The sequence below is a fragment of the Paenibacillus sp. FSL K6-4396 genome, assembly GCF_038002525.1.
In the GTDB taxonomy this organism is placed as follows: domain Bacteria; phylum Bacillota; class Bacilli; order Paenibacillales; family Paenibacillaceae; genus Paenibacillus; species Paenibacillus amylolyticus_B.
Genome location: NZ_JBBOCR010000001.1, coordinates 7,115,168 through 7,133,602 on the forward strand (window position 1 = coordinate 7,115,168; position 18,435 = coordinate 7,133,602).

Here is an 18,435-nt window from a genome sequence, read left to right on the forward strand (position 1 = left end):
CTTACTCTTCCGTTACCTGTACCTTCAAGGTTGCCTTCACTTCAGGGTGAACCTTGACAGTTACTTGTGTTACGCCGAGTGTACGAATAGGCTCGTCCAGCTCAATTTTACGTTTGTCTACTTTCAGACCTTTTTTAGACAAAGCTTCTGCGATCTGTTTGCTGGTAATGGCGCCGAACAGACGACCGCCTTCGCCGGACTTCGCTTTCAGTTCAGTCACTTCTGCTTCCAGCTTTTTCGCAAGTGCTTCCGCTTCCGCTTTCTCTTCCTGTTTGAGTCTTTCTTCAGCCGCCTTCTGGTTGTCCAGTGTCTTCATGTTGCCGTCTGTTGCCAGACGTGCGATTCCCCGTGGCAATAGGAAGTTCTGTGCGTAACCCTCAGATACTTCTTTCACTTGCCCTTTCTTGCCTTGACCCTTCATATCTTTTATAAAAATGACTTTCATTCGAACAGCCCCTCTTCCTTTTCGATTTCAGCCAGTACGTTCGTCAGCCGTTTTTCTGCCTCTCCAAGCGTTCCTTCAAGCTGCACGGCAGCATTTGTCAAATGCCCGCCACCGCCCAGTCGTTCCATGACAACCTGAACATTCATGCGCCCCAGCGATCTCGCGCTGATGCCAATCAGTCCATCCGGACGCTCACTAATTACAAATGAAGCGACCACGTCAGTCATGTTCAGCAATGTGTCCGCCACCTGGGCGATCATCATCTGTGAAATCTTGCTGCCAGGGTCTGTGACCGCCAGCGCAATGTTTCCATATACCATTTTAGCATGCTTTATGATTTCTGCCTTAGCAATATATTCTGACAGATCCTCTTTCATCAACCGCTGGATCATAATGGTGTCTGCACCGCTACGGCGCAAGAAGCCTGCCGCTTCAAACGTTCTGGACCCCGTGTGCAGTGCAAAATGCTTCGTATCTACCGTAATCCCGGCAAGTAGAGCCGTAGCTTCCAGAGGAGTGAATTGTACCTTGTCATGAATGTATTGCAAGAGTTCGGTTACCAGTTCGGCAGCAGAAGACGCATAAGGTTCCAGATAGATCAACACTGCGTCATTGATGAACTCTTCACCCCTGCGATGGTGATCCACAACTACGACACGGGTAGCAGACTGTACCAGTTTCGGTTCCATGGTCATGGAGGCCTTATGCGTATCCACCACCACCAGCAACGTGTGCTCGGTCATCATCTGGGTTGCCTGTTCCGGTGATACAAATGCCTTGGACAACTTCTCGTCCTTGTTTACTTGCTCCATCATGCGTTCAATCGATGGATTAATTCCATCCAGAACAATCCGTGCTTCCACATTGTACAGACTGGCCGCTTTCCACACTCCGATGGATGCGCCGATCGCGTCCATATCCGGAATTTTGTGCCCCATGATGAGCACCCGATCGCTCTCCTGCATCAGATCACGCAGCGCGTGCGCAATAACGCGGGCTCTTACCCGTGTCCGTTTCTCCACTGCGTTAGACTTACCGCCGTAGAAGGACAGGCGTTGTCCGGACTTCACAGCAGCCTGATCACCACCACGTCCAAGTGCCATGTCCAGACTGGACTGTGCCAGTTCTCCCATCTCGCTGATGCTATCCGATCCAAACGCCAGTCCGACACTGAGTGTCATTGGCACTTTGAGGTCAGCAGTCATCTCCCGAACCTCATCCAAAATGACAAATCGGCTCTGCTCCAGTTCCTGCAAAGACTTATGATTCAGCATCAACAGATAACGATCAGAAGACAAACGGCGCAGGTACACTTCATACCGCTTGGCCCATGACGTAATTTCGCTAGTCACACGGGCAATCAGCGCTGTACGTTGCTGATCGTCCATACCTTGGGCAGCCTCGTCCAGATTATCCAGAACAAGAATCCCCAAGGCAAGGCGTTCATTTTCATATTTATCACGAAGAATGGCTAACTCCGTAATCTCGTATACATATACATACCGCTCCTGCGGGTTATGAATAACTCCATAATGCCGATCATCCAACTGGAATTCGTCATGGAACTCCTTGGATGAATGTTCCTTCGTCCCATCCTTCTTCTCTTTAGGCTGAGGAAGTTTGGGAAACAAATTAAGTAGCGGATTACCCACCATTGTCTTCTCCTGGAACATCTCCGCGACAAAGCGGTTATGCCACTCTACCGTACGATCTTCGCTGTACAGCACAATTCCGAATGGAAGCATGCTGACCGCTTCCCCCTCCATCCGTTTGATCCGAATAGATAGGCCATTAATGTAGTCGTTAAGCTCACGGCGGAACGCGAGCTCCGCCTTAATCATGACGATTCCCAGCGCCGAAGCCAGTATCAGACTAATCAAACCAAGCGTCCAGTTATAAATGGTAACGAACATAACGAGCAACAGCAGCAGTATGAACGCCCATACGGTATAGTAGCCGTGCCAGCGTTTCTTCAGAAATTTAGGCATGACTCATCACCCTATCGTTTTGATTTCGATATTGCCTCACGAAGCGGGAACGCCAGATCGATAATTCCGATAATCCGAAGCGGACCAATGAAGAAGACCGCAGCCGCCAGGAAATATGGTATAACCGGATTCCATTTCTTTGTATGTGAGAGAAAGAAGAAGAAACCGATCGCTTGAATCATGAAGCCCAGATTAATTAACGGGGACAGGTTCATGGCAATCATGGTCCAGTATGTTCCATCACTTTGTCTGGAGATCACTTCGATCAACAATGCGAGGAAATAATACCAGATCAACGCACGCGGCATACGCCATTCTCTCGCTGGTGGAAGTTTCGATACCACCACACCCATCACGTTCAGAATCGGACGAGCAATGGCGTGCGTAATAAAGGCCATTACCATCGACGTGACAACGAGAGCAAACGGAATCATAAGCTGTGTTTGTTTGGCAACATCCTCGGTCATCTCAGGTGTCCATGCAAAACCGTTAATCATCTGATTCGATGTATTGGTTAACGGTTCAATGGTCAATTTGACCACATCTTCAATATAACTGGACAGGTCGAATTGGAAAATGACACTGCCGACCAAGAGCAACAACAAGTATTCTGCCAACATCATGCCACTTCCCGCCATCAGCGCGAACAGGGCTGATTTGCGTGTTTTATACGCGTGACCCATAACGATCGCAGGCAGGGTAAAGACGAGCAATAGTAACAGATAGATGGGGTGGAATACGACTAAAATAACGGCTACGGGCACGAGATGCCATATAAATGATTTTAAAGATAATGAAGCATACAAAATAACTCCCGGAATCATCATAAAAAATATGGCAAGTACCGATAAAGGAGTTAACAGCGAAAGTAGCAAGAGCAGATAGACTGCGCTCCAAACAGCTGATTTAAAGCTAAATTTCAACAAATTCACCTCTTACGCATATGATCTTCTAGCGCGGAAATATCTTGGTACCAGTCTTCAAGCTGGTGACCTTCCTGTTTATGCTTTTTCAACTTCTCAACTAGCAGTGCATCCAGATCCTTGAAAGGAATACCGAGCCTGCGGCCCAATATGTAACTACTCATAATCAAACTGGCAAGACTGTCCCCGATTCGAGTTGTACTGCCTTCCCATAACGCCTTGAATAATCGGGATACCTGATCAAGCACTTCGGTTTTCAGCCATTCAATCACTTTAGCGCGTTTGGCTACATCCAGTTCTTTAGGCATATTGGCGAAAGTCACTCTCCCCCGAAAAAGCTTTATTCTCGATTATAGCATAAAAAGAGGGCCCGCAAAATTACCCCAAAAAACGGAGAAGTTCTCCGAAACTGATGTCAGGTACTTATGCGGAGTCCTCCGTACATCCTATCGACCTATATATTTGTAAAAAACTTCGAATGCGCCCTTGGTTCAGGACTTCTTAAGTTTAACATGATACCGGACGGCTGTGATTATCCATCATGACACAATAATATTTAAATTCGGTACAGCCTTACTTAGCCTTGATCGATTCTTTGGCTACAATGCCCTCGCAGTACTCAATTATCTGACTCCGTCTGACAATACCAATGAACCGATCCATATCATCGACCACAGGAACAAAGTTCTGAACTTTAGCCAGATTAATCAGGTCCTCCATGTTGGCATTAATGGATACGGGTTTAATATCCAAGCGAAGTGGAACGTCCTTGAGCAAGAACTTTGAAGCGTTTTCAAATGAAATTTTTCCCTCGGCATTCTTCATATACCACAGTAAGTCGCCTTCGGTAACCGTACCAATATATTTGCCCTCTTTATTCAAAATGGGTACCGCCGTAAAACGATGATATTCCATCCGTTCCAACGTTTGCCGCAGCGTAGAATCCGACGTCACGCACGTAACCTCTTGTTTGGGTAGCAAAAAAAATGCGATGTTCATACCCTTGTGTATCCTCCTTGTGAATTTCTTCGTTCAACTTATCTCGCTCAACTTATATTATACGGATCAGAACGCAGGATGTTCCAAAAGGATAATAGTTCTCAATACAAAGAAAAAAAACAGCAGCCCGCGAATAAACGTACTGCTGATTGTGGTCTACAACACATCATTGGTATGGAATTGGTTATTCAATCTTTTGCCGGTCAGGGATCATTACTTCACCGGCTGGGGTCGATTGATCCATCCAGTTGTTAATCAGCTCTTTGGCATATTGGACATCTTTCTCGTCAGCCTGACCATAATAGATACCGTCTTTTTTCATTCCCTCACCCAGGATGGTGAAGCTTGAAATCTGCGGTTTCTCCTGAGTAAGCACTTGTTTGGCCAGATCAATAATGAAAGATGCTCGCATATCCGTCTGGAAACTGTCACCCATGATCTGAATCAATTCCGGAATTTTGGCGATTTGATTCAAATTCAGCATCTCATTCGCCATCGCGTTCAGGAAAATCTGCTGCCGCTTGGTACGATTAAAATCGCTATCCTCACGGTATCTTACATAATACAGTGCTTCCTGCCCGTCATAGATCGGCTTACCACCTTCAATCGTGAATTGCACATGATCCGGATTCTTGTTCACAATGTCCTCATCAATTGGCAGTTTTACACCACCAAGTGCATCAACCACTTTTTTGATTCCGTCGAAGTTGATCGTTGCATAATAACCCACATCAGCATCAAGAAATTTCTCCACGGTATTGATGGACATATTCTCCCCACCAAAAGCATAGGCATGCGCCAGCTTATCATAATCATCTTCGCCGTCCTTGTTGGCATCCCGTCCTACAATCTGCACATACGTATCACGTGGAATGGATACCAGAAGCACACGGGATTCCTTGGGACGTACTACAGCATAGATGACGGTATCGGAACGTCCACGCGTTTTCTCATAGGCGCGTTTGTCCGAACCGAGCAGTAATACGGAGAAAGGTTCCTTACGGTATACCGTTGGATCAGGCGTGTTGTTGCCTTCTTGCGGTACATAAGAACGGGATAACTGATCTTCTACCGAACCGGCGAGAAACAGATCAAATGCTGCTACAGCCAGCTGCTGACGGAACAAATAACCTCCGATTAACAAAACAACAAGTGAAACGAGCGTTATATATAGGCCTTTTCTTCTTTTCTTCTTATCTTTAGTTCTGCTTTTCATCCATTGATTCCTTCTTCACTATCAAAATGATACTGCCTGATATATAAGTTTCATCTAATATTTACACTAAAAACGGAGAGGTCAGAAAAAACCTGAAGAAGCGTAGCTAAAAGCTTTCTGAAAGAAAGCTGCATCGAAAGCATACGCTTCGCCTTTATCACCGGATTTTTACCTTTGGAATAAAGAAATCAAAAAATCTGGGGATAACAGCGATCCGAAGGTTATTCTGAACTCGCAGTGATGAAGTGTAACGATTCGTTCAACTTATATAATACCAATTAAACGTCTGGGATGTCTTGTGACTCGGTGTTCACTGAAGTTTTCTCTCTCTTGAATCAAGACACCGCTTACGCTCGTTCTATTGTAATCATTGCGAGAGCAAGAAAAGTTACAATCCGGTTAAATTGAAAAGAACAGCGACTCCTTTTTAGCTACAAAAGGTGCACTGTTCTCTTCATTTTCACATGCGATCCTATCCGTTCGTGGATATACTTTCCACGTGTTGGCTCTTCTCTTTTTGACGCAGACGTCCCGTTATAAGCGCAGCTACCAGCGTAAGCACACTGAATACCACCGCAGACCAGAAAAGGCCATTATAACCCTGCCCTGTCGTTTGATGCACTGCCTGGAGCAACACATCACGGATACCTGCATCAGGAATCTGGGACAGGCCCTCTGTCAGACTGGATACATCACTCCCTGCTGCTCCACCCGAGGCATATTGCTCCAGCATTTCAGGCGGCACCTGAATTCCTTTGTCAGCGAATCCTGCCTGAATGTTGGACCCCAGATTAATGAAAGAACGTGCCAGGAATCCAGCGAAAATCGTAGGTGCAATAGCCATCGCCATCTGGCGGAATAACGAACTGGTCGCTACCGCGATGCCTTTGTTGTTCTCCCCCGCCTGTTCCGTGACAAGTACGTTAACTGGCGCACCAAGCATCATGCCGAAACCGATACCTACGAGTGTACTCGCGATGACAAATTGCCAGATATGCTCCACCCATAGCGGGAACAACAGGAATCCAATGGCAGATAACAGCCCCGCAACCGATAACGTCCAGATCGGCCCTTTGCGGTCAACGAGGTATCCACCTCCACCTGCCCCGATGCCGGATGCCAGCGCGAGTGGAGTAAACCAGTACCCGGAAGCTGTATTGGATACGCCGAGATATTGCTCAACAAATCCGGGAATAAAGATCACTGAGGCCAGAATGGCTCCCGAGAAAAAGGCAATTAGCAACGTCCAGCGAAAGGACGCAATGCCCAGAAGCTGTGTCGATACAACAGGTTCACGTTCAGATCCTTCCAGCCTTTTTTCCATGAAGTAAAAGAGCACCAGAATGATCACACCTGCCAAGAAAAAGCCGTAGAACATCGGTGATCCCAGGCTTTGAAGCATGTTCACACCGTCCAGATTGCTGAAGCTATACATTAAACTGAGTACACCCAACGTTAGGACAGCAATGCCGCTCCAGTCCACTGCTGCACGATTCAGTTCCTGCTCTTCCTGAATAAATCGAATACCTGCTATGAATAGCAGAATGGCGATAGGCACGTTAATCAGGAATAACCAATGCCAGTTGCCAGTCAGATCCAGTATAAAAGCACCGACATTGGGTCCCAAAATAGCGGCAACACCATTCATCCCTCCCAGCAGACCCAAGGCTGTACCTTGTCGCTCCGCCGGGAACTTGCTTAATACGTATGAGCTGGCAATGATAAAAATCCCACCACCGCCCAAAGCTTGAATGACACGAGCAATCAGGAAAAAGGTAAACGATGTGCTCAGCGCAACGAGCAGGGACCCGATCCCAAACAACGCCACTTCAATCAAAAATAGTTTCTTGCGACCATAACGGTCCGAAAGTTTGCCCGCAATAGGTACACTCACCGCAAGCCCAAGCGTGTAAAGCGTAATCGTCCATGCTCCCCATGTTGGCGACACACCAAATGATGCATTTAAGGTGGTCAGTGAAGAGGTGATGATCCCGTTATCCAGCGCAGCCATAAATACCCCTATGGCAAACAAGACTAGCGGCCATTTCATTTGTTTTTGCATCACATGTTACCTCCCGATCAGATCGTAAATTCAGTATCGTACAATTGGTGGTTTGGTACATATATATTAAACCGAGTTGAATAATAATGACTCACTGGTCATTTTAAAACAAAAGAAAACCATATGTCAATTTAATAATATGGTTATATGGATCAATTTACCTCCGATTCGATAAAATAGAGCTACCACATGTTCAGTCGAACCTGCGGACAGCCCTCATATCTTATCTAACGTACTAACGCTTGCGTAATGCTTCAATAATCTGGTCTGACTCGGTTTCCCGAAAACCCATAGTTGAACAACTTCCGAGTCTCCACAAAACGCCCTTCACGAGTATCTGTTCCAAATACAACTGATATCAGTCTTTTGCCATCACGTTCAGCTGTCCCCACAAAATGATATCCGGAATCTTCATCATACCCGGTCTTTAATCCGTCATTCCCATCGTAAGCATACGGCCCACCAATAGAGGACAACATCCAGTTCGTGTTACTCATGTACATCCCTTTTTGATGCATTGATACTTGCATTTGACTGGATATTCTTAAAATCTCGGGATGGTTATTCAGCAAATATCGCGCAAGCTTGCATGCATCTATAGCCGTCATTAAGGTCTGCCCTTGTATATCCATCGGACGGTTAGGACCAAGCAGCTTTTCACTGAGGCCCGTTGAATTCGTGAATTGTGTATCCTCCGACAGCCCAATCTGAATTGCTTTCTGATTCATCTGTTGCACAAACTTCTGCTCTGTACCACTGATGTGTTCAGCCAGAGCAACAGTTGCATCATTGGCTGAATAGACAGCTACGATCTCGAACAACTCCTGAACGGTGAACTGCTCTCCCTGTTTCAGGGTCAGTTGACTGCCCCCCACGGAGCTGGCATACAGACTCACATTAACAAGATCATTCCACCCTATATCCCCATTGATCACGGCCTCCATCACTAACAGTTCTGTCATCAACTTACTGACGCCTGCCGGAGCAATCTCTTCGGAGCCGTTAAAATCCATTAAGATCTGTTCAGAGTTCATATCCATTAATACCGCAGATTCAGCTTTAATTCCCGGTTTGCCTACCAGCATGTCCGGTTTCACACCTAAATATATAATAAGCAAGAGAGCTAGCAGCATACCTGCCCGTTTCCACCATTTTTTCATAAGATGATCACCTCTTACCTATATAGACGAAGTAAAGAGGCATTTTGTCTGCACTTTTTTGAAAAAAAGTTAAATTTTTTTTATTTTTTGGTTACAAAAAAAAACATGAACCCCACACACCCATGCCAGAGTGTACAGAATCCATGTTTTAAAGACACTTTTTATTCATTTTCCCAGGAGAATTCTTCATTAATAATCTAGCAACCGGCTTCTTAAAGGACCCCAATCCTTACAGCTGCTAATTTAAGAATGTTTTACTGAGCTACAACTGCTTTGTCTGCATTAACTTGCAGGTCGCTCAGGTAAACGCCTGTTCCATCACCAATCGCATAGTTCATTACACGTTTGTTAACGGGTGCTACAACTGCACGATACAGTGTAGGGAATACAGGAACTTCATCTACCATGTATTGTTGCCATTGATTGTAGATCTCTTTACGCTTGTCTACATCGAATGCTTCAGCAGAGATACCTTGTGCCAGCAATTTGTCATTCTCTTCGCTGGAGAATCTGGAGAAGTTGTAGAGTGCATCGCGGCCATACAGACCAGATGGATCTACGTCAATACCAACGCCCCATGCTGCTTGATACACATCAATGTTTGGATCATCTTTACCTGTGTTACCTACACGGTCATAGAAGCTGTTGAACTCAACCATTTCCAGGTTTACTTTCAAACCAATAGCTGCCCATGATTGAACATAATAACGAGCCAAAGGTTCAGCTGTGTCGCCACCAGTCATGGATACAAAGTTGATTTCGAGTGGTGTTCCATCCGGATTTGTACGGAATTCACCATCCAGTTTGTAACCAGCTTCGTCGAGCAATGCTTTCGCTGCTTCTGGATCATATGCTACACCCGGATTGTTGGAATCATGGAATTCTGGGTGAGACGGTGGAATCAGGGTTGTTGCATTCCAACGCAGACCATTATAGAAACGTTTACCAACTTGATCGTTATCTACAGCCATCCACATGGCTTTACGCAAGTTTTTGTCGCCCATTTTTGCTTCGGCATTGCTTACAACTTTTCCGTTCTCTTCATCCCACGTACCCAGTTTGAAACCGATGTACGTATAAGCACGATCGATTGTGCCCAGGAATTCTACGTTGGACAGGTTAGCATTGTCTTTGTATTGATCTGTCGGGAATGCATCCACGAGATCTACCCCGCCAGATTTCAGTTCTTGAACAACCGTTGTCGGGTTGATAACTTTCAGAGTTACACCATCCAGTTTTGGAGCTCCACGCCAGTAGTCATCGTTTTTAACAAAAGTTACAGACTCACCTGGAGTGATCACATCCACTTTAAATGGACCAAAACCAATTGGTTTTTCACGTACTTCTTTGGAAGAAGACATTTTTGCTACATCCATATCACCGAAGATATGTTTAGCCAGAGGATACGTCCATACGCCACCTGTCAGCAGGGACGGAGTAGATTCTTTATACGTAATGCTGATTTGTTTGTCGCTCAGCACTTTAATACCAGAAATTGTTTTTGCTTTTCCAGCATGATACTCGTCCATACCTACTACACTAGTGAAGTTGGAGTCGTAACGTGGACCATCATACGCTTTGTTACCAATAACTTCATAAGCAAACTGCAGATCTTCAGCCGTTACCGGCTTGCCATCATGCCAGTTTACATTGTCGCGAATGGTTAGTGTGAACGTTTTGCCATCTTCGGAAGTCTCATATGTTGCAGCACCATCATTGGTGTACACATAGTCTTTATCCCAAGTCAGCAAGCCTTCATCAAACCATTGAAGAACCTGTGCATCCGGGTTACCGGAATAGAAGTTAAAGTTCAGTGTACCTTCAAAAGCAGTATCCGATACAAGTCCGAATGTAATCGATCCACCCTCGATCGCAGTACCCTCATTCGTTTTGACATTGTTGAAGTCATCAATGGAGTAAACGCCCTCTTCATTAGCAGGTTTTTCCTCCGTTTTCCCCTCTTCTGTGTTGGAAGCTGGAGCTGGAGTAGCCGCTTCTTTCTCAGAGCACGCTGCGAGCACCAATACAAAGACCAACATCATCGTGAAAAATAGTCCCCGTGAAAATAATCCCTTTTTCATGAACCTTTCCTCCCTTTTTTTAACCTCTTCTTTGTCTTGCATCAGTCGCACGCTTTAGGGCTTGACCGACATTATTTATACTCAACATCAATACCAGAATCAGTACCGATGCGGGTAGCCATATCCACCATCTGGATTCCAGGGTTTGCGGATTACGTGCATAACTTACGAGTGTTCCAAGACTAGGCGTACTTTCGGGAAAACCAAACCCAAGGAAAGACAGCCCGGATTCGAGGCCAATGTTGGCAGCGAGATTCAATGTCATCGTTACGATGATAATGGAGCTCAGATTCGGAAGAACCTGTGAGAGCATAATCTTCAGATGAGAAGAGCCCAATGTTTTTGAAGCTTTTACATAATCCAGTTCCCGTTCCTGTAATGCTTTGGAGCGAATCAACCTGGCGATACCCATCCAGAGAAATGCCGTCATGATTAGAGAGAACGAGATGATATTGTATTTCGGTACTGCCGTAACAAACGCGATAACAATCATCAACATCGGAAGGATCATGAAGAAATCAACAACACGCATAAACAGGTTGTCTATCATTCCACCGAAATAACCGGATAAAAGGCCAATTAAGATACCTATGAAGCCAGTCATTAACGTTACGATAATTCCAATGGTCAGGGAGTTACGTGTACCGATGACCAGTTGGCCAAATACATCACGACCTCCATAGTCCGTTCCAAGCCAATATTTCGCGGATGGTGGTTCATATAAGGCAAACAGATCCACGCGTACGATATCATCCTGATTCAGAATGAGAGACGTGCCATATACCAGCAACATGACCAAGCCCAAGAAAATGAGCGAGATTAGTGCCACCTTATCTCTGACAAGCTCCCTCCATAAAATACTCAAGCTGGAGGGGCTTTTATCAACCTTTTGTGAAGTTACAACTACCTCGTTGGCCTTGCTCATCTTGTTTTCACCCCGAAATCTTCAAGTTCTTACTTGATCCGTATACGTGGATCTACAATTCCCAGAATTATGTCAGACAGCAATGCCCCGAGAATGGAAGCTACGCCATACAACAATACGAGTGCAGTCACAACGCTGAAGTCACGCAATGAGATGGAACTCAGGAACAACTGCCCCATACCTGGATAACTGAATATACTTTCGATAAATACCGTGCCTCCGATAAGTCCTGTGATCTCATATCCAAAGAACGCGGCGATAGGTAATAGTGAATTCCTCAAGATATGCCTGTTGTAGATCCGAGATTCCGAGGCACCTTTGGCTCTGGCAGTAATAACGAATTCCTTATGCTTGATATCAATGATTTCACTACGTAAATATTGAACCGTAGATACCGTTGTAATCAGTGCCATGGATAGTGCCGGCAATAATAGATGATAGAACTTACTCATTACGTAGCTGAATGTGCCTGGTGTAAGTCCTGGCGCAACGCTACCTCCTGTCGGGAACCAGCCGAAGTGGAATCCGAAGATCCATACCATCACCAGTGCGAAGATGAACAATGGTGCGGCAAACCCCAGATAGGTGTATCCCGTGATCAACCGATCAGACCAGGTATCGTTGTAACGACCGCTGATGATACCCAGTGGAATAGCGATCAGGTAAGTCAGTACAAGTGTCGCCAGTGCGAGCCAGAATGTATTTGCTACACGCTGACCGATCAAGTCGGTAACCGGCATTTTGAAACGGAAGGATTGCCCAAAATCACCTTGGATGGCGTTTTTGATCCAGTCCCAATATTGCACATACCAAGGATTATTCAATCCCAATCTCTCTCGCTGGGCTTCCAATGCTTTGGGATCAACGCTTGGATCAAGCAATCCCGTTAGTGCATCGCCCGGCATGGCCTTGGCCATCAGAAAGACCAAAAGACTAAGTAAAAAGATCTGAGGGATCATTATGATAATTCTGCGTACTATCGTTTTCCACATATGGCCTTCAACCTTTCTGAGGTAGAGCTACTCGGTGAGTATCGGAAATGGATTTGAGCGAGTATGCAAGCCCTTCCTCATCAAAGAAATTTCGGTATGAATGTTCATACTCGGATTTGACCTGTTGACGGAAGGCTACCATTTCCTCTCGTTTGGTTGGGTCCATATCCGGAATGGCTGCAATGAGACGTTTGGTATAGATGTGTTGCGGATTCTCAAAAATATCATTTGTTGTGCCCTGTTCCACATATCGACCTTTATACATAATTCCAATCTGATCACACATATGACGGATGATGCCGAGATCGTGACTGATGAACAGATAGGTCAGATTTAGTTCTTTTTGAATCTCCTGCATGAAGTTGAGTACCTGAGCCTGTACCGACACATCGAGTGCAGATACAGGTTCATCCGCGATAATTAGCTTCGGCTTCAGTGCAATAGCCCGTGCAATGCCGATCCGTTGACGCTGTCCGCCGGAGAATTCATGCGGATATTTGTAGATTGATTCCGGACTCAGGCCAACCTTTTCAAGTAATTCTCTTACTTGTCTTTTTTCCTCGGTAGCTGTCAGACGCTCATAGTTACGGAACGGCTCAGCGATAATATCGATAACCCGCTTCTTTGGATTCAGTGATGAATATGGGTCTTGAAAAATCATTTGTACATCCCGCTGGAGCTGCCTGTTCTTACGTCGCTCCGTAGCCAGATTTTTGCCGTTAAACAGGATCTTTCCGTCAGTGACATGGTTTAGCCCAATAATGGCTCTGCCTGTTGTTGTTTTTCCTGAACCTGATTCGCCAACCAGACCATAGGTCTGTCCTTCTTCAATGGAGAAGCTAACATCATCAACAGCCTTTACACTGCCAATTTCCCGTTTAAGCAATCCACCGCGAATCGGAAAGTGTATCTTAAGCCCTTCTACTTCGAGTAATGCCATTATGTTATTCCTCCTCAGCTTTGGTCAGGGAAATGAAAGTGCTGGTAACAGGTACACCGTACAAAGTGACCTGGTGCAATTTCATGCATCTGTGGGTTCTCTTCATGAGCCGATTCACTAATCCATGGAATTCGGGCTTTGAATCTGCACCCTTTGCGAGGAAGATTTTTGAGTGATGGTACGATGCCTTGGATGACATGTAATTTGGATCTTTCTTCAGACAGGGTGGGAATAGAGTTCAACAATGAGCGGGTATATGGATGCTTCGCATCGTTCATCAATGTGAAGATATCTGCGATTTCAACAATTTCACCTGCATACATAACTGCTACGCGATCAGCCATCTCAGCAACGACACCCAGATCATGTGTAATCAGAATAATGCCTGCGTTAATTTCACTCTTCAGATCACGGATCAGCTCCAGAATCTGTAGTTGAATCGTAACGTCAAGCGCCGTCGTTGGTTCATCGGCTATGAGTAATTCCGGTTTGTTGGCAATCGCAATGGCAATAACAATTCTCTGTCTCATACCACCAGATAGTTCGTGGGGATACTGCTTGTATATTTGTTCGGGACGTGGAATCCCTACCTGATTCAATAAGTGAATGACCTTTTCTCTCTTCTCTCTGGAAGACAGCTTGGACTGATGAAGTGTGAGAATCTCTTCAATCTGTTCACCAATAATCATTAGAGGATTTAGTGCGGACAATGGGTCCTGAAAAATCATGCCCATTTCTTTGCCGCGTAGCTTGTTTAACTTGCTTGGGGAGATGTTGGCAATATCTTGTCCTTTATAGAGAATCTGGCCTTCGATCTTTGCTTTGTTATGCAAACCCATAAGAGAGAATGCAAAAGCACTTTTACCTGACCCGGATTCACCTACAATCGCCAATACTTCATTTTTCTTCACCGTAAGGTTAACGTGATCCACTGCTGCATAATAGTCATCTTCAATTCTGAATGATGTTGTTAGATTTCTGACTTCCAATAGCTCTGTATTCAAATCAATCACCCTAACCCCATAATTTCCGTAGATTGTATTCGTGTGTAGAAATGCATCCACTGTATATTTCCAAGTTCTTGAAGATAACGAACAATAGCTTATACAAAATACCAAATTGTTAGGAGAAACAAGTTTAAGAGACTTATATTTAGACCATTGGTCAATTAATGTTGATAATTCCTAGCGGAATTATATATCAAAATAATTAATGTAATCATACGTGTAATTTTAGCTAACGTCAATGCTTATTTTGAGATTTTTGGTATAAATGTTTTTTATACTACAGATTTGGATATTAGTAATACTATAAAGGCTTATAGCAGGGAATTTGAGAGGCGTTATCTTGTTTTTGGCTGTGAGGTATACATAGGCAATTGGTCAAAATAACATATACATAACATACTAGTTACATCTAGTGTATGTGTATGCTTTGTATTAAGTAGACAATCTTAATTTTGCGTGAGGTAAATGTTACATATATGAGTGATGATTATATCTCGATCTATAGCTAAATTTTATTTAATCAGAGCCGTTATGCTTACAATTGAAATAATATGTGCGATCAAAGTAAAAAATCTAGTTAATCTAGTATAGTTTTATTTATTTGCTAATGTAAAGACCAAATTGTCATCTTTTATCATTTATTTTACAAAAGAAAGAAAAAAGCCCTGCATAATGCAGAGCTTATCTAATAATTATTCATTTAAGTGTATATATAACACCTTTTACTGAGAGTCAGGAGGTCTTTTACCACGTTTTAACTCATTAATACTCAAACCAAAATCCATCTGCAAGTGAGGATAGTCCGGAAAGTTTGCCCAATCTCCACCCCAAGTGAAACCTAACTCTTTGGCGAGGTCCACAACTTCCATCCAGTCTGCCTTGCCATTGCCGTTATCATCCCGTTCCATATCCCACACCACATCACCCTCAGGCGTCCTCAATGCAAAATCAATTGCTAATCCGTAGTTATGATATGACTCACCACCACGCGCATTAGTAACGATATTGCCTGCGCTTGAGCGTCCTTGGTTGAATAGTGCATCTTGCTCCTCGGAACTTCGGTAGCCGTGGGTGATCACAATCTCTATTCCACGTCTGGCTGCCTTACGTACCAATAACTTCTCATTCTCTGCTACCACAGGATGTAAGCCGATGATTGGCACAGCTTCTTGGATTGTTGTCCCGGGCCACATGTTATCTATATCGCCTTTTTGCTGTAACCACACATATATAATGGAAAGTAAAAGAGTAGCTATAATCCAGTTTTTCAGACTCTTTTTTCTCTGTTTGCCTTTACGTTTTGATGTATTCATATCCACTCCTGGTGTTTATTCTGAAACAAACAGCTATTCCTGCTGCCTGAACCTTTTCAGTAGATTAGACTCTATTATAATTCATTTGAGCCTTGAATGCTTCTATCACCACAGTATTGAATTTTTCCGTTTGTTAGATTGGATCGTTATTTCTAATACTTCTATTGATATATACAAAAAAGCAGCCGGCTATAAGCCGACTGCTTCGTATGCAAGCTGAGTAAAGACTACTCAGTTGTGTATGGCAATAATGCGATTTGACGGGAGCGTTTGATTGCAATCGTCAGCATGCGTTGGTATTTAGCGCTAGTACCTGTTACACGGCGTGGCAAAATTTTTCCACGTTCGCTGATAAATTTACGAAGCAAGTCCGTATCTTTATAATCGATGTGAGTAATTTTGTTAGCTGTGAAGAAGCACACTTTACGACGTTTATTACGGCCGCCACGACGTGCCGGTCTTTTATCGTTGTCTCCGCCTTCTCTTTGCTTGAAGCCCATGCTTTTCAGTCCTTTCCTATCATGTAACCCATATCTCCTAAGAGTATCAGCTCATGTTAAAATGGCAAATCATCATCCGATATATCAATCGGTTTTCCGTCATCGGAAAAAGGATCCTGATTGTTGCTACGCGAATTATTGTTATTGTTCGCGCGTCCGCCGCCTCCATAAGAAGGCTCTTCACGCATTGGTTGCCCACCGCCGCCACCGCTGTTATCACGGTTAGCTGACTCCAAGAAACGGACATTATCGGCAATAACTTCGGTCACGTATACACGTTTTCCTTCGTTATTCTCGTAGTTCCGTACTTGAATGCGTCCTTCGACTGCAGCCAAGCGTCCTTTGCGCAAGTAGTTCGCACAAGTCTCGGCAAGCTGTCTCCAGGTTACGACCGGAATGAAATCGGCTTCCTTTTCTCCCCCTTGGCTTGTAAACGGTCTGTCCACTGCCAAAGTAAATTGCGTAACTGCTACTCCTGCTGGAGTGTAACGCAACTCAGGATCCCGGGTTAACCGTCCGATCAGAATGACACGGTTCAACAATGTAATCCCCTCCTTCAGAGCGTATTGGTGCGTTAATCACGAGTTGTCTTAAGCAGACTTAACGTCATTGGTAATGAGATAACGAATTACTTCGTCAGAAATCTTCATGAGACGCTCAAGTTCAGTTACAACTGCTGGTTCAGCAGTGAAATGTACCAGAACATAAAAACCATCACGGAATTTCTTGATCTCATACGCAAGACGGCGTTTACCCATAACGTCGTGAGCTGTAACTTCACCACCGCCGTTGGAGATGATGCCTTGGAATTTATCGACTGTAGCTTGAACAACTTCTTGCTCAATGTCAGGACGAATAATGTACATCACTTCATATTTGCGCATAATTTTCACCTCCTTATGGACTCTGGCCCTCAATCTAGGTTGAGAGCAAGGAACGAGCACAAACTCGAACTATATTAATATAACAAATACCGAGTCAAAGTGCAAGCAAACGTTCCCTGTACATATTGGCACATGATCAGCCCGGCTATGGAGCACACTACAGAAGCAACAAAGTAACATAATCTGCAGAGGAGGTTTTATCATGGGTGAAAAAACCGAGTTTGAACCAGGAGACAAAGCCCCAAACGATGGAGAGTACACGGAAGTTGGGGAAAAAAGCTTTGTCACGGAAATTCAAAACCCGAAGCGGGTAACGCTGCAAAAAGGTGAAGCTTTTCCTGAAACAAGCAATCATAATCGCAAGTGGAAGAAGCTGACCAAAGCCCGCGTCCATTAATCGCAATACTTTTTTTACGATCCATGTATATAAAACGGAATAAAGCACATAATACAATCAGGCGGTGCACGAGAGAGGTGTGGTTCCGTTGGACAACGAAGCCGATCATTCGCTGTTGGAGATTCATCACGTAATTTAAGAAGCAAGTGGTTATGTGTAGTAAGGCCCTTCGTCTGAAGCACGCGTATTGCTTCGTGCAGTACACCAAGTGTCTGATTGTTACGACCGATTGTTTCCTAACAAACAAATGCACCGCCGGATAAAGAGCCCTTCGGGGCTCTTTATTTTTCGTTCGAGTCATTAATGATGAATCTGATATGGATACATGTTCAATACATGTTCAATACATGTTCAATACATGTTCAATAAAACGTTATACAAAGAAGACTTTCCTAATGGAAAGTCTTCTTATCGATCTTTTTATTAAACTCAATGTGTATTGAGTAAGTTACAATTGAAGTGGCGGAAAGGGTGGGATTCGAACCCACGCACGCTGTGACACGCCTAACTGATTTCGAGTCAGCCCCCTTGGGCCTCTTGGGTACCTTTCCGCAGCATTATTGATTATAGCATGATCATTTACAGAACGCAACACTCATACGG

The 18,435-nt window shown here is 44.4% G+C and carries 18 protein-coding genes and 1 tRNA gene; 1 reads left to right on the forward strand and 18 read right to left on the reverse strand.

The window, feature by feature from the left end:
- Position 1 precedes the first annotated feature (1 nt).
- The 17 genes from rplI to rpsF form a co-directional block, all read right to left on the reverse strand.
- Positions 2–445, reverse strand: a complete 444-nt coding sequence (gene rplI, locus MHB85_RS30965) for a 50S ribosomal protein L9 (RefSeq protein WP_036611925.1) — start codon at positions 443–445, stop codon at positions 2–4.
- The gene (locus MHB85_RS30970; RefSeq protein WP_036611927.1) at positions 442–2,433 is read right to left on the reverse strand and encodes a DHH family phosphoesterase; all 1,992 of its coding nucleotides are present in this window, start codon (positions 2,431–2,433) and stop codon (positions 442–444) included. Before MHB85_RS30970 ends, rplI begins: the two co-directional genes overlap by 4 nt.
- A gap of 11 nt (positions 2,434–2,444) precedes the next feature.
- Entirely contained in the window at positions 2,445–3,356 is a 912-nt protein-coding gene (locus tag MHB85_RS30975; protein WP_091013184.1) for a DUF2232 domain-containing protein, read from the reverse strand.
- 5 nt (positions 3,357–3,361) lie between these two features.
- On the reverse strand, positions 3,362–3,664 hold the full coding sequence (locus MHB85_RS30980) for a MazG-like family protein (RefSeq protein ID WP_017691445.1): 303 nt from the start codon (positions 3,662–3,664) through the stop codon (positions 3,362–3,364).
- Between the two features lie 265 nt (positions 3,665–3,929).
- Positions 3,930–4,355 (reverse strand): CBS domain-containing protein, encoded by a 426-nt coding sequence (locus tag MHB85_RS30985; RefSeq protein WP_017691444.1) that lies wholly within the window; start codon positions 4,353–4,355, stop codon positions 3,930–3,932.
- Between the two features lie 184 nt (positions 4,356–4,539).
- On the reverse strand, positions 4,540–5,571 hold the full coding sequence (locus MHB85_RS30990) for an LCP family protein (RefSeq protein ID WP_091012208.1): 1,032 nt from the start codon (positions 5,569–5,571) through the stop codon (positions 4,540–4,542).
- Positions 5,572–6,043: 472 nt separating this feature from the next.
- A complete protein-coding gene (locus tag MHB85_RS30995) occupies positions 6,044–7,633 on the reverse strand; it encodes an MFS transporter (protein ID WP_341074186.1) in 1,590 nt (529 codons plus the stop codon).
- Positions 7,634–7,887: 254 nt separating this feature from the next.
- A complete protein-coding gene (locus tag MHB85_RS31000) occupies positions 7,888–8,793 on the reverse strand; it encodes a D-alanyl-D-alanine carboxypeptidase family protein (RefSeq protein ID WP_047841025.1) in 906 nt (301 codons plus the stop codon).
- A gap of 254 nt (positions 8,794–9,047) precedes the next feature.
- A complete protein-coding gene (locus MHB85_RS31005) occupies positions 9,048–10,874 on the reverse strand; it encodes an oligopeptide ABC transporter substrate-binding protein (protein ID WP_047841026.1) in 1,827 nt (608 codons plus the stop codon).
- Between the two features lie 19 nt (positions 10,875–10,893).
- A complete protein-coding gene (locus MHB85_RS31010; RefSeq protein WP_036611941.1) occupies positions 10,894–11,799 on the reverse strand; it encodes an ABC transporter permease in 906 nt (301 codons plus the stop codon).
- Between the two features lie 29 nt (positions 11,800–11,828).
- The gene (gene opp4B / locus MHB85_RS31015; RefSeq protein ID WP_036611942.1) at positions 11,829–12,791 is read right to left on the reverse strand and encodes an oligopeptide ABC transporter permease; all 963 of its coding nucleotides are present in this window, start codon (positions 12,789–12,791) and stop codon (positions 11,829–11,831) included.
- A 7-nt stretch (positions 12,792–12,798) separates the two neighbouring features.
- Complete coding sequence (locus MHB85_RS31020) at positions 12,799–13,731, reverse strand: ABC transporter ATP-binding protein (RefSeq protein WP_047841027.1); 933 nt, start codon at positions 13,729–13,731, stop codon at positions 12,799–12,801.
- Positions 13,732–13,745: 14 nt separating this feature from the next.
- Positions 13,746–14,735 (reverse strand): ABC transporter ATP-binding protein, encoded by a 990-nt coding sequence (locus MHB85_RS31025; protein ID WP_036612047.1) that lies wholly within the window; start codon positions 14,733–14,735, stop codon positions 13,746–13,748.
- A 725-nt stretch (positions 14,736–15,460) separates the two neighbouring features.
- Complete coding sequence (locus MHB85_RS31030; RefSeq protein WP_192136357.1) at positions 15,461–16,051, reverse strand: M15 family metallopeptidase; 591 nt, start codon at positions 16,049–16,051, stop codon at positions 15,461–15,463.
- Between the two features lie 227 nt (positions 16,052–16,278).
- A complete protein-coding gene (gene rpsR / locus MHB85_RS31035) occupies positions 16,279–16,551 on the reverse strand; it encodes a 30S ribosomal protein S18 (protein WP_017691433.1) in 273 nt (90 codons plus the stop codon).
- A 56-nt stretch (positions 16,552–16,607) separates the two neighbouring features.
- Entirely contained in the window at positions 16,608–17,093 is a 486-nt protein-coding gene (gene ssb, locus MHB85_RS31040) for a single-stranded DNA-binding protein (protein WP_017691432.1), read from the reverse strand.
- Between the two features lie 48 nt (positions 17,094–17,141).
- Entirely contained in the window at positions 17,142–17,435 is a 294-nt protein-coding gene (rpsF, locus tag MHB85_RS31045) for a 30S ribosomal protein S6 (protein ID WP_036611944.1), read from the reverse strand.
- Positions 17,436–17,637: 202 nt separating this feature from the next.
- Between rpsF and MHB85_RS31050 the strand changes: the two genes are divergently transcribed.
- The gene (locus MHB85_RS31050) at positions 17,638–17,832 is read left to right on the forward strand and encodes a YjzC family protein (RefSeq protein WP_036671877.1); all 195 of its coding nucleotides are present in this window, start codon (positions 17,638–17,640) and stop codon (positions 17,830–17,832) included.
- 460 nt (positions 17,833–18,292) lie between these two features.
- Here the strand turns inward: MHB85_RS31050 and MHB85_RS31055 are convergent.
- Positions 18,293–18,383 (reverse strand) — tRNA-Ser (locus tag MHB85_RS31055).
- Between the last annotated feature and the right edge of the window lie 52 nt (positions 18,384–18,435).

Coding starts and splice junctions, on each gene's coding strand:
- rplI (WP_036611925.1), bottom strand. CDS start 445: ATGAAAGTCATTTTTATAAAAGATATGAAGGGTCAAGGCAAGAAAGGG.
- MHB85_RS30970 (WP_036611927.1), bottom strand. CDS start 2,433: ATGCCTAAATTTCTGAAGAAACGCTGGCACGGCTACTATACCGTATGG.
- MHB85_RS30980 (WP_017691445.1), bottom strand. CDS start 3,664: ATGCCTAAAGAACTGGATGTAGCCAAACGCGCTAAAGTGATTGAATGG.
- MHB85_RS30985 (WP_017691444.1), bottom strand. CDS start 4,355: ATGAACATCGCATTTTTTTTGCTACCCAAACAAGAGGTTACGTGCGTG.
- MHB85_RS30990 (WP_091012208.1), bottom strand. CDS start 5,571: ATGAAAAGCAGAACTAAAGATAAGAAGAAAAGAAGAAAAGGCCTATAT.
- MHB85_RS30995 (WP_341074186.1), bottom strand. CDS start 7,633: ATGCAAAAACAAATGAAATGGCCGCTAGTCTTGTTTGCCATAGGGGTA.
- MHB85_RS31000 (WP_047841025.1), bottom strand. CDS start 8,793: ATGAAAAAATGGTGGAAACGGGCAGGTATGCTGCTAGCTCTCTTGCTT.
- MHB85_RS31005 (WP_047841026.1), bottom strand. CDS start 10,874: ATGAAAAAGGGATTATTTTCACGGGGACTATTTTTCACGATGATGTTG.
- MHB85_RS31010 (WP_036611941.1), bottom strand. CDS start 11,799: ATGAGCAAGGCCAACGAGGTAGTTGTAACTTCACAAAAGGTTGATAAA.
- opp4B (WP_036611942.1), bottom strand. CDS start 12,791: ATGTGGAAAACGATAGTACGCAGAATTATCATAATGATCCCTCAGATC.
- MHB85_RS31020 (WP_047841027.1), bottom strand. CDS start 13,731: ATGGCATTACTCGAAGTAGAAGGGCTTAAGATACACTTTCCGATTCGC.
- MHB85_RS31030 (WP_192136357.1), bottom strand. CDS start 16,051: ATGAATACATCAAAACGTAAAGGCAAACAGAGAAAAAAGAGTCTGAAA.
- rpsR (WP_017691433.1), bottom strand. CDS start 16,551: ATGGGCTTCAAGCAAAGAGAAGGCGGAGACAACGATAAAAGACCGGCA.
- rpsF (WP_036611944.1), bottom strand. CDS start 17,435: ATGCGCAAATATGAAGTGATGTACATTATTCGTCCTGACATTGAGCAA.
- MHB85_RS31050 (WP_036671877.1), top strand. CDS start 17,638: ATGGGTGAAAAAACCGAGTTTGAACCAGGAGACAAAGCCCCAAACGAT.